Origin of the sequence: Streptococcus sp. 68 (assembly GCF_013277415.1) — a bacterium.
GTDB lineage: Bacteria > Bacillota > Bacilli > Lactobacillales > Streptococcaceae > Streptococcus.
In genome coordinates, this window is record NZ_VMMX01000010.1 from 1 (window position 1) to 16,141 (window position 16,141).

Genomic DNA, 16,141 nt, shown 5'->3' on the forward strand with positions numbered 1-16,141 from the left:
AAACTTTTTTTACTTTTTTCAAATCGCTAACTTCTCAAAATAACTTCCACTTACCTGACCAAAGTGGAAATTAGTCTAAAACGGATTTTTATGGTGGAATTAAGTGTGAGACGTTTGAGTTAGAAATGAGGTACACTATGACAAAACATAAACACCTTACCCTTTCAGACCGTAACGATATCCAACTAGGCTTATAGCGCGGTGAAACCTTCAAAGCTATCGGACAATCCATTCTAAAAGACCCAACTACTGTTTCTAAAGAAGTCAAACGAAACAGACAAGTCCGAGAGTCTACATGCAATAATCTTCCTTGCCCTCTACTCAGTAAAGCTCCCTTTGTCTGTAATGGCTGCCCTAAAAGAAGACAAAATTGTGGCTATAAGAAGATTTTATACCTCGCTAAGCAAGCTCAAAAACAATACGAACAAACTCTTGTCGAAGCTCGTGAAGGAACTCCCCTCAATTCCAAGACCTTCTGGGACATGGACAAAGTCATTTCTGATGGGGTTAAAAAGGGACAACACATCTATCATATTCTGAAAACTCACAATCTTGATGTCAGCTCCTCAACCGTCTATCGGCACATCCGAAAAGGATACCTATCTATCGCTCCTATTGACCTAGTCAGAGCCGTTAAATTCAAAGAAAGACGGAAAAATAATCTACCTTCCATCCCTAAAGAAGACAAAAAAGGGCGTTCCTATGAGGATTTCCTAAATTATTTGGCTCTTAATCAACTAGACTCTTGGCTGGAAATGGACACGGTTATGGGTAGAATGGGAGGTAAAGTCCTACTCACCTTCAATCTATCTTTCTGTAACTTTATCTTCGCTAGACTTCTGGATAATAAAACTGCCCTTGAGGTTACCAAACACCTCTATGACATCAAGAACACCCTGCACCAAGCTGACAAAGATTTCTTCCAACTCTTTCCTGTCATTCTTACCGATAATGGTGGAGAGTTTGCCAGGGTCGATGATATCGAAATGGATGTGCAAGGAGAGAGTAAACTCTTCTTTTGTGACCCTAATCGCTCTGACCAGAAAGGCAGAATTGAGAAAAATCACACGCTGATTCGCGACATTCTACCTAAAGGAACTTCTTTTGACAATTTAACTCAAGAGGACATCAATCTCGTCTGCTCTCATGTCAACAGCGTCAAACGTGCTGCTTTGAATGGAAAGTCAGCTTATGAACTCTTTGCCTTTACTTATGGAGAAGAAATTCCTAAGCTTCTCGGCATTTCTAAAATACCTGCAGAAGACGTCTGTCAGTCTTCTAAATTACTCCAACATAAGATCTAAAAACTAATCTTTAACCCCATTCAAACGTCTCACACTAACTTCCACTTGGATTAGCAGTGGAACTTAGTTTGGGAATTTACCGTTTTTTCATGAATTCCTAATGGGTACGGATGTCAAACTCTTTAAACACAATACGTAAGTCTCTTAATACTCTTTGACGACCTCGGAATCGTTCATTTCTTAAGATGCGTTCTAGTTCTTCTTGTTGATCTTTAGTTTGTTTGTTTCTATAATCTCTTAGTGTTTCATGAAAGAGATAATAATCATCTAGCCAGAGACCGCCCTCACTTATACGATGACTTATCTCACCCACTTCTTCATAAAGCTCTTTATCATATCTCCGTTTGTGACTTTCTTGCTTACGGAGATAATCTAAAATTCGATTCCGGAATTTTGTTTTGAAATATTTACGTAAACGAGGAATATCTTCTGCCAGCTCTTCTTCTCTACTAATCAATTCATGTAGACATATCATTCCCTCTTGATCCCAGTCCGATAACTCCCATAAATGAAGGTAATATTCATTTCTACACTTGTATACAATTCCTTGGACTTCTTCATACAATTCTTTAATCATTCTTTTCCCCTTTCTAAATACAGTTTAACAAATCAAAAAACTAATTTGGTTATTTCTCCCCATTCTGTTCCCTACACCGTCTAAACTGCACAAAAAAGAGAGGCTCAGCCTCTCTTTGGGTTATTTTTCGTCATTCATTTTTGACTTTACTTCATCATAAGATAATGCATGAGATTCCTCTTCTATGGTTTCAGGCATCTTTCCTGTTTCATAAAGAGCTTTAATTTGTGTACTATCCAATGTTTCGTATTTCAATAATGCTTCTGCAATCAACTTGTGAGTTTCACGATTTGACTGAATAATTTCAGCAGCTTTATTTCGTGCTTCATTCAATAATGAACGAACTTCTTCGTCAATTTCATAAGCTGTTTGTTCTGAAATTAATTTTTGAGGACTCTGTGCCCCAAACATAGCATGATTTCCTTCATATTGTACTGGGCCAAGTTTTTCACTCATACCGTACTCTGTAACCATTGCACGCGCCATTTGTGTCGCTTGTTCAAAGTCGTTTGAAGCTCCTGTAGTTTGGACATTAAAGATAATTTCTTCAGCTACACGTCCACCCATTAAGCCAGCCAATTGCTCTTTCATATCTTCTTTAGATAGAAGCATTTGATCTTCCTTAGGAAGTGCAATCATGTAACCACCTGCACGACCTCTTGGTACAATTGTAACCTTATGAACAACACGGGCATTCGACAAGACTAGACCAACAATGGTATGTCCTGCCTCATGGTAGGCAACCAATTCACGTTCTTTTTGTGAAACTGTCTTATCTTTCTTAGAAGGTCCAGCAATCACTCTATCTTCTGCTTCATCAATATCTGAAGCATCAATTATCGATTTATTGCGACGAGCGGCAACCAAGGCTGCTTCATTCAAGACATTCTCTAAATCAGCACCAACAAAGCCTGGAGTTTGTTGAGCAACTAATTTCAAATCAACATCTTCTGCTAAAGGCTTGTTCTTAGCATGAACTTTCAAGATTGCTTCACGACCTTTAACATCAGGGCGACCAACCAATACTTTTCTATCAAAACGTCCTGGACGTAAAAGGGCAGGGTCTAGTACATCTGAACGGTTTGTCGCAGCGATAACGATAATCCCTTCATTTCCCTCAAAACCATCCATCTCAATCAAGAGTTGGTTCAAGGTTTGCTCACGTTCATCATTTCCTCCACCAAGGCCGACACCACGTTGGCGTCCGACAGCATCAATTTCATCGATAAAGATAATAGCTGGCGCTGCTTTTTTGGCATCTTCAAAAAGAGAACGAACACGACTAGCTCCAACTCCGACAAACATTTCTACAAAGTCAGAACCCGAGATACTAAAGAATGGAACACCTGCTTCTCCGGCGACTGCTTTAGCAAGCAATGTCTTACCTGTTCCCGGAGGTCCCTCCAAAAGAACACCTGCTGGAATACGGGCTCCAAGTTTTGTAAATCGTTTTGGATCTTTTAAGAATTCAACAACTTCAACTAGTTCTTGTTTTTCTTCCTCAGCTCCAGCAACATCTGAAAATCTTACTTTAATATCTTCTTTATTTGCAGCTTTAGCCTTACTACGTCCAAAACTCATTGGGTTACGACCATTGCCTCCCCCCATATTTCCCATCATAGAGAATAGGAAGAAGAAAAGAATCCCAAATGGCACAATGGATACGAGTAGATTAATCCACATACCACTTGAACTTTCATGCTTAACAGTTACTTCCGCTTTATGATCAGAAGCAAGCTTTTGCAATTCTGATACTGTGGTATCAGAGGGAAGAATAATACTTGAAAATTTCTCTACTGTTGTAACAGATGGAGAAAAGAACTGAATGCCTGTTTCTTCTTTATTTGTTTTAGGATTTTTATAGACACCAGAAACTTCGATAACACTACCATTTGGTTGATAAGTTAATTCTTTTACATTGTCATCGGTAATTTCTTTTACCAATTCTGTATAATTAATTTGCTCACTTTTCCCTGCAACACTACCTGTACTAAAATACTGGTAAGCTGTAACTAGGAAAAAAATAAGTAATAACCATAGAAATGGATTTTTAATTAAACCATTATTTTGTTTTTTCATTAAAAATTATTCTTTCTAATTTGAATACACTTCTTCTTTCAATACTCCAACATAAGGAAGATTACGATAATTTTCTTTGTAGTCTAAACCATAACCTACTACAAACTCATTTGGGATAGTAAAGCAGGTATAGTCTGCCTCAATTTCTACAACACGTCCCTCTGGTTTATCCAATAAGGTTGAAATCTTAACAGAAGCTGCTTCTCTTGCAATAAACATATCTCGCAAATTCTTCAAAGTTTGACCTGTATCAATGATATCTTCTACAAATAGAACATGTCTTCCTTTGATATCTTGAGTCACATCTTGTTTAATATTGATAACACCACTACTTGCTGTTCCACCATGGTAGCTAGAAACCATCATGAAGTCCATTTCAATATGTGTATCAATATGTTTAACCAATTCAGCCATAAAAGGAATAGATCCTTTTAAAATCCCAACTAAAATTGGATTTTTTCCTGCATAGTCTTTGGTTAATTGAGCACCTAATTTTTTAGCAGCTTCTGTAATTTCATCGTGTGAAACGAGGATTTTTTTAATATCGTTTTCTAACATTTTTTTACCTATCTATTTTTTCTATATAAAGTATAGTGTTCATTATATCATTTTTCGTGTTTTTACTCAAATTACTGGTCGCAATTCCCAAAATTGAGACAATTTCACCAAATTGCTCAATAATCAGAGCAGATTTTCGCTTTTCCATAGGGATTTTCAAATCGATAAATAGACGTCTGAGTTTTTTTCTATGTCCATTTTGAATCAAAAAATCTCCTGGTTTTCGATGACGAATGTGTATGGATGTTTCTCGTGAAACAGGTATTCGCTGAATTGATTCACCTTCTAATGGAAGTCCAAAGGAAAATAAATATCCTTGATAAGATACCTGATTTTGATAGTGTAACACAAATTCATCTTCCTTTTCATCAGCCTGCGGACTGATTTTACAAATCTGAAACTGTTGATACTCTTTTATCAATTCATAGCCATTTTTAAGCGGATGACAATACTGGCTTTTAGATTTTAAAATTTGCCGAACTTCAGCAAACTGCGCTTTTGTAAGATTCAAATCTGGAAAACGATTCAGATAAGTTTGAAGTAAAACTCTTTGTGTAGACTCAGAGTAAGACAATAGCTGCTCTAAATTTTCTACATCAATATTCTTTGATAATTCAGCTATTGCCAAATCATAATCTAAAATTTCATTGCCGATACTTAAGATTGCATCTCTAAATCGAAGATTTTCTTTTTCTAATTCTGGTAAATAAGAATTTCGAATACGATTGCGAAAATAATGATTTTCCTGATTTGATGTATCTTCAAAGTGAAAAATTGGTGGAAAGTCTTTTTTCTGAAAATGCAAGAAGGGCCGAATGATTTCTATCTCTCCGACTACTTGCTTCTCCTTAATTCCTGATAGATAGCGCAAGCGAGTTCCTCGAATCAAACGCATCAAAATCGTTTCCACCTGATCATCAGCATGGTGGGCAGTGACTAAAGCTGTCGCACCTGTCTTTTTCATGACCTCTTGAAAAAAATCATAACGAAAATGTCGAGCACGCGCTTCTGAAAATTCTCCTAAAAAATTGCTGATATAAATAGGAAGCTCTGCTTCAGCAGCCAACTTCCTTAATTCCTTTTCTTCCCAATCTGATTCTACTCTCTGCTTATGATTCACATGAGCTAGAATCAATTCAATTTCTAACTCTTTTTGATAAGTAGATAATACCTTAAATAGAAACATAGAATCTAATCCACCAGAAAGAGCTAGCACCACCTTGGTATGCTTTTTAAAATATCCTCTCTTGAGAAAATGATTTAAAAAATCTTGTTCCCTCATTTTAGAACCTCATAAACATCCTTGGATATCTGAGAAATTGTATCATAATCAGAATTCTTAGTGAAAATAGAAAGAATAAATGGAGAATCTGCGTAGACAACACCCGTATCATGCTTAAATTCGTCCGCATCCCCAATTTTATGAGCTACCTTCACAGAAACACCTTTGGCAATTCGCTGATTATCAAAATCTGTTTTAGTCAAAGACTCTAGCACAAATCCATTTTGATTATAAATAGCTTCCATGACCTTCCCGGCCATCTTGGAAGAAATCAATTTTTCTTTTGGATCCCAATCATCTCCCATAATGGCAGACATCTTGGATTTGAATGTGGCATCAGATTGGTTTGAAATGTAATAACCCAATATATTATGAGCTACATTATCAGATTCTTTAGATACTTTTGTAATTAAATCCTTGAGAGAATATTCTTTATTATCCTCTTTTTTAGGAAGACTACCACTTCCCTCTGGTTTATAAGAACCTGGAAAATCATTGACTTCAGATACGTATTTTACAGTCGTATCTAACTGATAAAGACCCTCATTTATTTTTTCTTGCGCATAATAGAGATAAGGGAGTTTCAAAACACTAGCTGCATACATCTTTTCATCTTGATTGATACCAGCTTCTTTTCCAGTAGTCAGTTGCTTAACATAAATAGAGAATGAATCCTTCTGATATTTTTCCGATAACATTTCTTGGACTTTACTCATCCGATTATCTTCTTCAGAAGTTGATTCCTTATCTACCCATCCAGCCTGATCAATATGTAGAAATTCTTTTCCTTCTACAAACATGGTCTTATCGATTGATACTTGCGAATAAGCTGATGAGGATGATTTCACTTCTTTTAAATCATAAGGGCTATTATACAGTTTAAAGTCAGATTCTAACCATACTTTTTTTATTGTAGGAGTTACCTCTGACTGATCATATAAAAATCGTTTGTCCGCAGCTATAAATTGATGGTTGGATAACTTAAATACTGGAATCCCTTGTTTATTTAAACGCCACTCGGTTATTTGGAAACTTGTTTTGGGAGTCAATTTTCCAGATTCCACTACTAAATCTTCATTCGCATAAACAGGAACCTCTCCATAAACCATGGGAGAACTTAATTTTTCTCTAAAATAAATACCAAAGTCAGATTGTGAAAGGTAATAAATTTCTTTCGAAGTATAGACGACTTCTTTTTCTGTGCTAACGACTTTTGAAATGGTCAAAAAACTTGGTAGCAACAAAATAATTAAGAATTTACGCATTCTTCCTTTCCTTTTCTTCTTGTAAACGCAATAATTGATTTTTATCAGCCAACTCTTCCAGCTTTTCATCCGATAGACTCAAAAATTGCTCAATTACGTCTAATAATTTTTCCATTTTATCACCTTTGAAGCAAGTCAGGAATCGTATAAACTATTTCCCTCGACTTAGAATAATAGTACTTCGCTCGTGTATATTTGGCAGCATAATCCTCATCTTTCAACTTGGTAGCAAATGCTGTCTCCTTATCCTTTTCATCACTCAAAGTCTGATACTGAGTTTGCAAGTCTGCTAGTTGCTGACGTCTTTGGAGTAATTGCTGATAGCTCTGCGCTAAATTAAAAGTTGGCAAAATAAATAACAGCATAATCAAAATCAATACCCACCCCATAAAACGATTCCGTTTTTGCCGTTCTTTCATCAGGTAGCGACGGCGTTGGTGTTCATTTTGAATAAAAGAATTATTCAATTGTACAATATTTTTAGACATTTTCTTCTACCCGTGTTTCACTGATAATTTCATACATGCCTGCTGCATCTTCTTTTTTTGTACTATCTTTCATCTCTAGTACTTTTACAAGTAGCAACTTGTTTCCAAAACGAATTTCAACTTGGTCATTAACTTTCAAATCCGTTGAACTTTTGGCCAAGATTCCATTTACCTTGATTCTACCTTTATCTGCTACTTCTTTTGCGACTGTACGACGCTTGATAATTCTTGATACTTTTAAATATTTGTCTAATCTCATACTTATTACCTCAACTTATTATTGTACCATTTTTATCCATTTTATAGAAGAAAAACATCAAATGGAATTTTCTTCCTTCGACTCTTTTATCTCTAATAAACTTTCTCCAAAAATCAGCAGACCTTCTAAAATTTCATAATCCTTCTTATTTCGAACATCAAATACAAGCTCCATTGATCCCTTATTCTCAGCGATGCCTGTTTTTAAGTTCGTTGCGGATAAAGCTTTAAAATAATCTTGAGCTAAAAACAGTCGTTGAGTGACTTTTTCAAATTGAACTGTAATTTTATTATCTTTTCTTTCCACACGTTGAACAAAGATCTTGTCCAAATATGACTTGACTAAACCAATCTCTAAAAGATAGGCTACTACATCCGGGTATTCTCCAAAACGGTCTATCAACTCCTCTTGTAACTCTTCATAATTGACACGATTGTCAATTTGACGAATTTTCTTGTAAATTTCAATCTTATGTCGTTGATCAGAAATATAAGTATCAGGAAGATAGGCATCAATTTGTAAAATCAATTCGGCATTACCTTTGGTTCTTGTGTTAGCATTAGCATTACCGTTTCGTTTAGCAATAGCTTCCTCTAATAACTGCGAATACAATTCAAAACCAACAGAATCAATGAAACCAGACTGGGATTTTCCTAGGAGATTTCCTGCTCCGCGAATCGAAAGATCTCGCATAGCAATCTTAAATCCAGATCCCAATTCTGTAAATCCTTTGATGGCTTCTAATCTCTTCTCAGAGACTTCACTGATTGATTTTTCTGGACGATACATGAGATAGGCATAAGCAATACGATTACTACGACCGACTCTTCCTCTTAACTGATACAAGGTTGACAAGCCCATATGGTCCGCATTTTCAATAAATAAAGTATTGGCATTTGGAATATCCACCCCTGTCTCAATAATGGTAGTCGTCACTAAAATATCATACTGACCTTCAATGAAATCCAGTAGAGTATTTTCTAACTGAATCTCACTCATTTGCCCATGAACATAACCAATCGAAGCCTCTGGAATCAACTCCTGTAATTCTGAAACCTTCTGGTCAATCGTGTCAACTTTGTTGTAAAGATAGTAAACTTGACCTCCACGCTCCATTTCACGCAAAACAGCATCACGAATGACACTCTCATTCTTTTCCAAAACATAGGTTTGCACTGGATAACGATTAGTCGGCGGAGTTTCAATAACAGACAAATCTCTGATTCCCAGCATAGACATATGAAGGGTACGAGGAATTGGCGTAGCGGTCAAGGTTAGGACATCCACTTGTTTTTTCAATTCTTTCAAGGTTTCCTTATGCTTGACACCAAATCTCTGTTCTTCATCAATAATCATCAAGCCCAAATCAGCAAACACAACATCTTTTGACAAAACACGATGGGTTCCAATCAAAATATCAACTTGACCCTTTTTCAATTTTTCAAGTGTTTCAGTCTGCTCTTTTTTACTTCTAAAGCGACTCAACACATCAATATTAACTGCAAAATTTTGGAATCGTTCCTTAAAATTTGTATAGTGCTGTTGCGCTAAAACCGTTGTCGGAACTAGAACGACAACCTGTTTGTGATCATTGACTGCCTTAAAGGCTGCACGCATAGCAACTTCAGTCTTTCCAAAACCAACATCCCCAACTAAAAGTCGATCCATTGGCTGAGAAGCCTGCATATCGCTCTTGATTTCCTCAACACTACGAAGTTGATCATCCGTTTCAACATAAGGGAAGGCATCATCAAAAGCATGTTGATCCTCATCATCAGCTGAGAAAGCAAAACCCTTCAACTGGCTGCGCTCAGAATAAAGTTTGATTAAATCGTCAGCTATATCCTCTACCTGGTTCTTAACTTTTTGCTTGGCTTTTTTGAAATGACCGTCATTTAATTTATTGAGTTTAGGAGCTTTCCCGTCACTTGAAACGTATTTGGACAGTAGATGAATCTGTTCCACTGGGATAGAGATTTGATCCCCGTTTTGGTATTGGACGCTAACATAATCGCGGTGAATCCCTTTGATTTCAATGGTTTCAATTCCTAGGTATTGACCAATTCCATGAATGTGGTGAACAACGTAGTCCCCTTTTTCAAGTTCATTATAATCTTTTAAGCGCTCTGCATTTGAAACATGTTGTCTTCGAAAACGACGTTTTAATTTCTTTTGAAAAATCTCATGTTCAGTAATCACCAGAATTTTTTCATCTACAAAATGAAAACCATGTCTGAGATTGCCCTCGATTAAGTTTACAGATTCTTGACAGATTCTTGACTTATCTCTAGAATCCAATTTAATCTGATATTCCTCTAACACATCCTCCAATGTTTTACTTCCCATTGAATTGCTAGACTGCAGAATAATAGTATAATCCATTTTTTTGTATCGCTCAATTTCTTCTTTTAGAAAAGAAAATTGATTGAAAAACTCCTGCATAGGATATTGATTAAATTGATAAATTTGATCAAACTTGAGATTTCCTAAACCCTTTTGCATATTAGAGAAAAAGGTAACCGGACTCTGTTTTTTATAGATATGCTCTGTATCAGCAAAATACTGCATCTCAGAAAATGCTTTACTATTCTGTAATTCTTCTGTAAAGTATTGTGCTAATTCTCTTTCAAATACTTCATACTGATTCATTAATTTTTGATAATCATCAAAGAATATTGGGGTATCTTTTTCAATATAGTCAAAAACAGTCCACCTCTTGTCATAACACAAAGATAAAAATTTCCGAGAATCTAAATGAACTTGTTTTTGGTAAAAACTTGAAAAAATTTCTTCTAAGTATGATTTTAAAATAGGTGATAACGTTTTTGAAATTTGTTTTTCTAAAGCTGACTGACCTCGTTTATAATCCTTTTCTCTCAAAAGAATATCACTAGCTGGAAAGATAGTAAGTTCTGTCTGATTTTCTTTCGATAATTGTGTTTCGACCTCAAATGACCTGATACCATCAATTTCATCACCAAAAAACTCAATTCGGCAAGGTTCTAACTGGGATATTTCAAAAATATCTAAAATATCTCCTCGAAGACTAAATTCGCCTTGAGTTTGTACTTGTGTAACTTTTCGATAGCCAATTTCCTTCAACTGATGGATAATCGCGTGTTGATCATATTCTTCACCGATTGAGATTTTTACAATACTATCTTTGAATACATTTGGAGACGGTAAAATCAATCGACTTGCTGCGATATTACAAACTAAAATCCCTTTCTTAGATGAATCAGTCAAAAAACGCAAGGCTTCAACCCGTGAAATGATTTTTTCTTGTGAAGACATCAAAAATTCTACCATAGGGGAGTCATCTACCAAAAATGGATAGACAAATTCCTCACCCAAGATAGATAGAAGATCACTAACAAGTCCTTCTGCTTCTCCATAAGTTGACGTCAATAACACAATCTTATCTTCCTGTCTCAAACTACTAGCTATTGCTAAAGCTTTTGTAGAAGTTGACAAACCTAACATTAATTGTCTTTTCTTATCTGTCAGATTTTGATGCCATTTTTTTATCTGATCATTTTCTGAGAATAAATCTAATAAGGTCACCATTTATCCGTTATACCTCTGCATCGTTTTTTCAAAGTTTTTCTCTTGTAAATAGTAGTTTACAGAGTCGTCAACTTTGTCAATAGACTGTAAAATACCGATATAATCATCCTTGTCAAAGGTACTCAAAACATGGTTAACAACTGACATGCCATTTTTAGGTCTTCCGATTCCAATCTTAACACGATTAAAGGTTTGGGTTCCAATATGTTGAATAATAGACTTGATACCATTATGACCACCTGCTGAACCTTTTGCTCTTAAACGAATCTTTCCAACTTCCATGTCAAGATCATCGTAAATGATGAGTAAATCTTCAATATCCAAACCATAATAAGTCAATAAAGCATGAACCGCTTTTCCACTTTCATTCATAAATGTCGTTGGTTTGACAAGATAAATTTTTTCTCCATTTAGGAAAAAGGATGCTAGGTCAGCTTGAAATATCTTATCATGTGTAAAAGTGACATTCTGTTTCTTCGCTAGTTGGTCAATCAACATAAATCCAACATTGTGTTTTGTTTCAAAATATTTATCTCCTGGATTTCCCAAGCCTACAAGTAATTTGGTCATTTATTTTTCCTTTCAAAAGCCAAAAGGGTTGGAATTTTTTTCCAACCTAATTGATACTATTCATTAAATTTTTTAGACATTAAAGCGGAATTCCATGATATCGCCGTCTTGGACGATATATTCTTTTCCTTCTTCACGCAAACGTCCAGCTTCTTTTACGGCCTTTTCAGATCCATATTTCACCAAATCATCGTATGACATGGTTACTGCACGAATAAAACCTTTTTCAAAGTCTGAGTGGATAATACCAGCTGCTTGAGGAGCCTTCATACCACGTTTGAAGGTCCAAGCGCGAACCTCTTTTTCACCAGCTGTGAAGTAAGTTCCCAGTCCAAGCAAATGGTAAGCTGCACGAGTCAACTTATCAACGCCTGATTCTGTCAAACCAAGTGCTTCAAGAAACTCTTGCTTGTCTTCATCGTCTAACTCAGAAATTTCTTCCTCAGCACGCGCAGAAATAACGACTACTTCAGCATTTTCTGTCGCTGCAAATTCACGAATTTGTTTAACATAGTCGATAGAGTCAGGTTCTGAAACCACATCCTCGTCTACATTAGCAACATAGAGCACTGGTTTAGTCGTTAACAGGAAGAGACCTTTGACAACCTTTTGTTCCTCATCTGTAAATTCAATAGTTCGAGCTGATTTTCCATCTTCAAGGACTGGTTTAATCTTTTGAAGAACATTGAATTCTGCTACTGATTCTTTATCTTTTTGCGTACGTGCCATCTTTTCTACACGCGCATATCGTTTGTTCACTGATTCTAAGTCAGCAAGAATCAATTCCAGATTAATTGTATCAATATCTGCAAGTGGATCTACAAAGGCGTCTTCACGTCCTTGCTCGCGCATCACATTTTCATCATCAAAAGCACGAACTACGTGAACAATCGCATCTACTTCACGAATATTGGCTAAGAATTTATTCCCTAGCCCTTCTCCTTTTGAAGCTCCTTTTACAATCCCTGCAATATCTGTAAATTCAAATGTTGTTGGCACTGTCTTTTTAGGAGTAATCATTTCAGTCAATTTTTGTAGACGTTCATCTGGAACTTCCACCATTCCAACATTTGGATCAATAGTCGCAAATGGGTAGTTTGCTGCCTCTGCTCCTGCTTTTGTAATTGCATTAAATAGTGTTGATTTACCAACGTTTGGCAAACCAACGATACCTGCTGTTAAAGCCATATTTTCTCGTTCTCCGTTTTCATTTCAATCCCTAATATTATAACACAAAAAGGGAAAACTTGCTAACCCTCTAACTAAGGGTTCTCAGTCAATAATTTTATTCATTTTTCGCTCAAAATCATAGCGCCCCATCATGACAACATGCTCACAATTACTGCATTTTATTTTGATATCTGCTCCTACACGTGTAATTTCCCAACGATTAGCTTTTTTTCCTGTTGACTTGATAGTACAAGCATGTGGTTTTTTCATCTCAACAAAATTTCCAACTTGATACATACTACTCTCCTTTTCTTTTTCGATTATATCATAAAAGAGGCGAGCCAGGCTCAACCTCTTTCACTTAATTTGTACGAACTGGTGTGATAAGTTGCATGAAGTCCTCGTCAGTATCTGCTGGCACAAGAGTAAATGGACGAACAGCTGAGATAAAGCTAATGGTCACCTTTTCGCTATTTAAAGCTTTAAGAGAATCAATCAAGTAAGTTGGGTTGAAACTAATGGTCAAATCTTCACCTGTAACCTGATCAGTATCGATTTCTTCGTTTACTTTACCAACCTCTGGAGAGTGAACATGGGCGCTAACAATCCCATCTTTAATTTCAAGTTTCACAGTACCATTTTGAGTCGCACTTGATAAAAGACGAGCACGCTCCATTGACTGGCGTAAGTTTACCACATCAAAAGTAATAGTAGTGTTAAAGTCTGTTGGAATCAAGCGATCTGTATCAGGATAGTTTCCTTCTAGGAGACGAGTATAGAAGCTAATATTTTCGCTTCTAAAGAGGATTTGGTTATTGGCAAAGAAAATCTCTACAGTTTCAATATCATCTGTAAATACCGCTGAAAATTCGCGTAGAGAACGGCTCGGAATGACAACATCAAAATCATCACTATTTTTTTCAAGAGTCAATTTTTTCTGGCTTAGACGATGAGAGTCTGTTGCCACTGTTTTTAACTCTTTGTGTTGACTCAATACAAAATGAACACCTGTCAAAATTGGACGACTCTCTTGTGTACTTGCAGCAAAAGCTGTTTCATTGATAATTTTCTTGAGTAATTTTGTTTCAAGAACCAAAGGAGTGCTTGCTGAAATTTCTTGGATTCGTGGGTACTGTTCGCTATCTTTTCCTTTTAGGGTAATTTCTGATTTGCCACTGGTTAAAACAATTTGATTTTGTTCAATTTCTTTAAAATCAAGAGTTACATCAGGTAGACTAGATATCACATTGATGAAGAAAGAAGCTTCAAGAAGAATCGAACCTAAAGAAGTAATTAACAAACCAGCATCTTCATTTTTTTGAGAAATAAAATTTTCAATTGAAATCTGACCATTTGAACCAATTAAAGTAACACCTTCATTGGTCACGTCAATTTTGACTGTTGATAAAATAGGAATGGCATTTTTAGAGCTAATAGCTCTCTTAGTAATATTTAAGGCTTGTAGAAATAAATTTTTATTAATTGAAAAATGAATCATGGATTCTCCTTTATTTATTTTTAGTATTAGAAGGATAATAGTAATAATAGAGTCTGTGAAATCTGTGGAAAACAGACTAAAAGTAAGGCATACCAAGTTTTTTAGCTTGTTTAAAAAATGTGGATAAAAAAGATAAAAAAGCGAAAGTTATCCACAAGTTATTTGATTTTCTTTTTGATTGATTCAATTTCTAAGCGTAAATTATCGTCTTCATCAATCAAAGATTTAATTTTAGCATGGGCATGAATAACTGTTGTGTGATCTTTACCACCAAATTCCTTCCCAATTTTTGGAAGACTATTATCTGTTAGTTCTCTAGATAAATACATGGCTACTTGACGGGCTAACACAATATTTTGAAGGCGTCTACTTCCTTTCATTTCTTTGACGCTGACACCATAAAAGTTACCAACTTCATTTTGGATTTTGTCAATTGGGATGACGAGCATTTGGCTAACATCTTGTTTGCGAGCTCTAATAGCTTCTGCAGCAATATCAATAGTGATATCCTTGATTTTTTTTACTCGGGCAATTAAAGTGATGTCGTTGATAGCTCCCTCAAGATCTCGAACATTTGAATCAAATTGCCCAGCTAGGTATTCTAGAGTATCACTTTGGAAATTGTAGCCTAAATGTTCCGTTTTACTTTGTAAAATGGCAATACGTGTTTCAAAGTCAGGGGGTGTGATAGTTTGTGTCAATCCCCAACTAAAGCGCGTGACAAGCCTTTCTTCGAGCCCTTCTAAATGTTTTGGACTACGATCACTGGTTAGGACAATCTGTTTTTGCTTGTCATGAAGGGCGTTAAAGGTATTGAAAAATTCTTCCTGAGTTGCGACTTTTTTTCCACTGAGTGACTGGATATCATCGATTAACAAAAGATCAAGACTACGATAGGTTTTTTTAAACTTTTCCATTTCACCAAGTCTTAGGTGATCAAGAAAGTCATTAATAAAGCTTTCAGCGGGTATGTATTTAACACGCGCATTCGGAATATTTTTTAGAATTTCATTTCCAATAGCGTTTAACAGGTGAGTCTTACCAAGCCCAGGTCCTCCATAGATAAAAAGAGGATTATAGGTCAAGGCCAAATCTTCAGAGACAGCCAAAGCGGCTGATACTGCCCAAACATTTCCATCCCCTTGAATAAAATTATCAAAGGTATACTTTTCTTTTAATCCCGTATCCGAATAAGGAATAGATGCTAACTTTGGACTATAGTCATAAAGAGTTGAATTTGTAGCTTCTTCAACTTGTGAGATAGCCGTATCTTGAGGTTTAGTGAAAATATAGTGAGGAGTAATCTCAGCATCATAAATTTCAAATCCAGCAACTACAATAATATCTTTTAGTTGTTTTTCCCAGACCATTTCCATTTCAGATCGTGGTAAAAATATAGTGGCAACATTTTCCTCTACCTTGATGAGTTCAGCTTGAATAGCATAGAAATCATACATGGATCGAGTCAGTCTTTCTTGAGCAAATTCTAATATACGATTCCAAAATTGTTTTTCTTTCAATCCT

Annotated in this window: 14 protein-coding genes and 1 pseudogene; 1 reads left to right on the plus strand and 14 read right to left on the minus strand. The window is 35.8% G+C overall.

Features of this window, described 5'->3' with window-relative positions; translation table 11 throughout:
* Nucleotides 1-137: 137 nt before the first annotated feature.
* Nucleotides 138-1,304 (plus strand): annotated as a pseudogene (locus HT720_RS04840) (IS30 family transposase).
* 97 nt (nt 1,305-1,401) lie between these two features.
* Here the strand turns inward: HT720_RS04840 and HT720_RS04845 are convergent.
* The 14 genes from HT720_RS04845 to dnaA form a co-directional block, all read right to left on the minus strand.
* Entirely contained in the window at nt 1,402-1,881 is a 480-nt protein-coding gene (locus tag HT720_RS04845; protein WP_112445392.1) for a sigma-70 family RNA polymerase sigma factor, read from the minus strand.
* 120 nt (nt 1,882-2,001) lie between these two features.
* Nucleotides 2,002-3,960: an ATP-dependent zinc metalloprotease FtsH gene (gene ftsH, locus HT720_RS04850; RefSeq protein ID WP_173274881.1), complete on the minus strand. Its 1,959-nt coding sequence runs from the start codon at nt 3,958-3,960 to the stop codon at nt 2,002-2,004.
* A 15-nt stretch (nt 3,961-3,975) separates the two neighbouring features.
* Complete coding sequence (gene hpt, locus HT720_RS04855) at nt 3,976-4,518, minus strand: hypoxanthine phosphoribosyltransferase (protein WP_173274882.1); 543 nt, start codon at nt 4,516-4,518, stop codon at nt 3,976-3,978.
* 4 nt (nt 4,519-4,522) lie between these two features.
* Nucleotides 4,523-5,800, minus strand: a complete 1,278-nt coding sequence (gene tilS, locus HT720_RS04860; RefSeq protein ID WP_173274883.1) for a tRNA lysidine(34) synthetase TilS — start codon at nt 5,798-5,800, stop codon at nt 4,523-4,525.
* Nucleotides 5,797-7,065, minus strand: a complete 1,269-nt coding sequence (locus HT720_RS04865; RefSeq protein WP_173274884.1) for a serine hydrolase — start codon at nt 7,063-7,065, stop codon at nt 5,797-5,799. Before HT720_RS04865 ends, tilS begins: the two co-directional genes overlap by 4 nt.
* Entirely contained in the window at nt 7,058-7,180 is a 123-nt protein-coding gene (locus HT720_RS10350) for an SP_0009 family protein (RefSeq protein WP_275690483.1), read from the minus strand. Before HT720_RS10350 ends, HT720_RS04865 begins: the two co-directional genes overlap by 8 nt.
* Nucleotides 7,181-7,184: 4 nt before the next feature.
* Nucleotides 7,185-7,553, minus strand: a complete 369-nt coding sequence (locus HT720_RS04870) for a septum formation initiator family protein (RefSeq protein WP_000041903.1) — start codon at nt 7,551-7,553, stop codon at nt 7,185-7,187.
* Nucleotides 7,546-7,812: an RNA-binding S4 domain-containing protein gene (locus tag HT720_RS04875; protein ID WP_001234978.1), complete on the minus strand. Its 267-nt coding sequence runs from the start codon at nt 7,810-7,812 to the stop codon at nt 7,546-7,548. The genes HT720_RS04870 and HT720_RS04875 overlap by 8 nt, the downstream gene beginning before the upstream one ends.
* Before the next feature lie 57 nt (nt 7,813-7,869).
* Complete coding sequence (gene mfd / locus HT720_RS04880; protein WP_173274885.1) at nt 7,870-11,379, minus strand: transcription-repair coupling factor; 3,510 nt, start codon at nt 11,377-11,379, stop codon at nt 7,870-7,872.
* Nucleotides 11,380-11,949, minus strand: a complete 570-nt coding sequence (pth, locus tag HT720_RS04885; protein WP_000163938.1) for an aminoacyl-tRNA hydrolase — start codon at nt 11,947-11,949, stop codon at nt 11,380-11,382.
* A 72-nt stretch (nt 11,950-12,021) separates the two neighbouring features.
* Complete coding sequence (ychF, locus tag HT720_RS04890; RefSeq protein WP_001218712.1) at nt 12,022-13,137, minus strand: redox-regulated ATPase YchF; 1,116 nt, start codon at nt 13,135-13,137, stop codon at nt 12,022-12,024.
* An 84-nt stretch (nt 13,138-13,221) separates the two neighbouring features.
* Nucleotides 13,222-13,416 (minus strand): DUF951 family protein, encoded by a 195-nt coding sequence (locus HT720_RS04895; protein ID WP_000285191.1) that lies wholly within the window; start codon nt 13,414-13,416, stop codon nt 13,222-13,224.
* Between the two features lie 64 nt (nt 13,417-13,480).
* The gene (gene dnaN / locus HT720_RS04900) at nt 13,481-14,617 is read right to left on the minus strand and encodes a DNA polymerase III subunit beta (RefSeq protein ID WP_050209154.1); all 1,137 of its coding nucleotides are present in this window, start codon (nt 14,615-14,617) and stop codon (nt 13,481-13,483) included.
* A 158-nt stretch (nt 14,618-14,775) separates the two neighbouring features.
* Entirely contained in the window at nt 14,776-16,137 is a 1,362-nt protein-coding gene (gene dnaA / locus HT720_RS04905; protein WP_023944973.1) for a chromosomal replication initiator protein DnaA, read from the minus strand.
* Nucleotides 16,138-16,141 lie beyond the last annotated feature (4 nt).

Bases quoted from the DNA above. Each gene is read 5' to 3' on its own strand.
- HT720_RS04845 (WP_112445392.1), bottom strand. From the start codon at position 1,881: ATGATTAAAGAATTGTATGAAGAAGTCCAAGGAATTGTATACAAGTGT.
- ftsH (WP_173274881.1), bottom strand. From the start codon at position 3,960: ATGAAAAAACAAAATAATGGTTTAATTAAAAATCCATTTCTATGGTTA.
- hpt (WP_173274882.1), bottom strand. From the start codon at position 4,518: ATGTTAGAAAACGATATTAAAAAAATCCTCGTTTCACACGATGAAATT.
- tilS (WP_173274883.1), bottom strand. From the start codon at position 5,800: ATGAGGGAACAAGATTTTTTAAATCATTTTCTCAAGAGAGGATATTTT.
- HT720_RS04865 (WP_173274884.1), bottom strand. From the start codon at position 7,065: ATGCGTAAATTCTTAATTATTTTGTTGCTACCAAGTTTTTTGACCATT.
- HT720_RS10350 (WP_275690483.1), bottom strand. From the start codon at position 7,180: ATGGAAAAATTATTAGACGTAATTGAGCAATTTTTGAGTCTATCGGAT.
- HT720_RS04870 (WP_000041903.1), bottom strand. From the start codon at position 7,553: ATGTCTAAAAATATTGTACAATTGAATAATTCTTTTATTCAAAATGAA.
- HT720_RS04875 (WP_001234978.1), bottom strand. From the start codon at position 7,812: ATGAGATTAGACAAATATTTAAAAGTATCAAGAATTATCAAGCGTCGT.
- mfd (WP_173274885.1), bottom strand. From the start codon at position 11,379: ATGGTGACCTTATTAGATTTATTCTCAGAAAATGATCAGATAAAAAAA.
- pth (WP_000163938.1), bottom strand. From the start codon at position 11,949: ATGACCAAATTACTTGTAGGCTTGGGAAATCCAGGAGATAAATATTTT.
- ychF (WP_001218712.1), bottom strand. From the start codon at position 13,137: ATGGCTTTAACAGCAGGTATCGTTGGTTTGCCAAACGTTGGTAAATCA.
- HT720_RS04895 (WP_000285191.1), bottom strand. From the start codon at position 13,416: ATGTATCAAGTTGGAAATTTTGTTGAGATGAAAAAACCACATGCTTGT.
- dnaN (WP_050209154.1), bottom strand. From the start codon at position 14,617: ATGATTCATTTTTCAATTAATAAAAATTTATTTCTACAAGCCTTAAAT.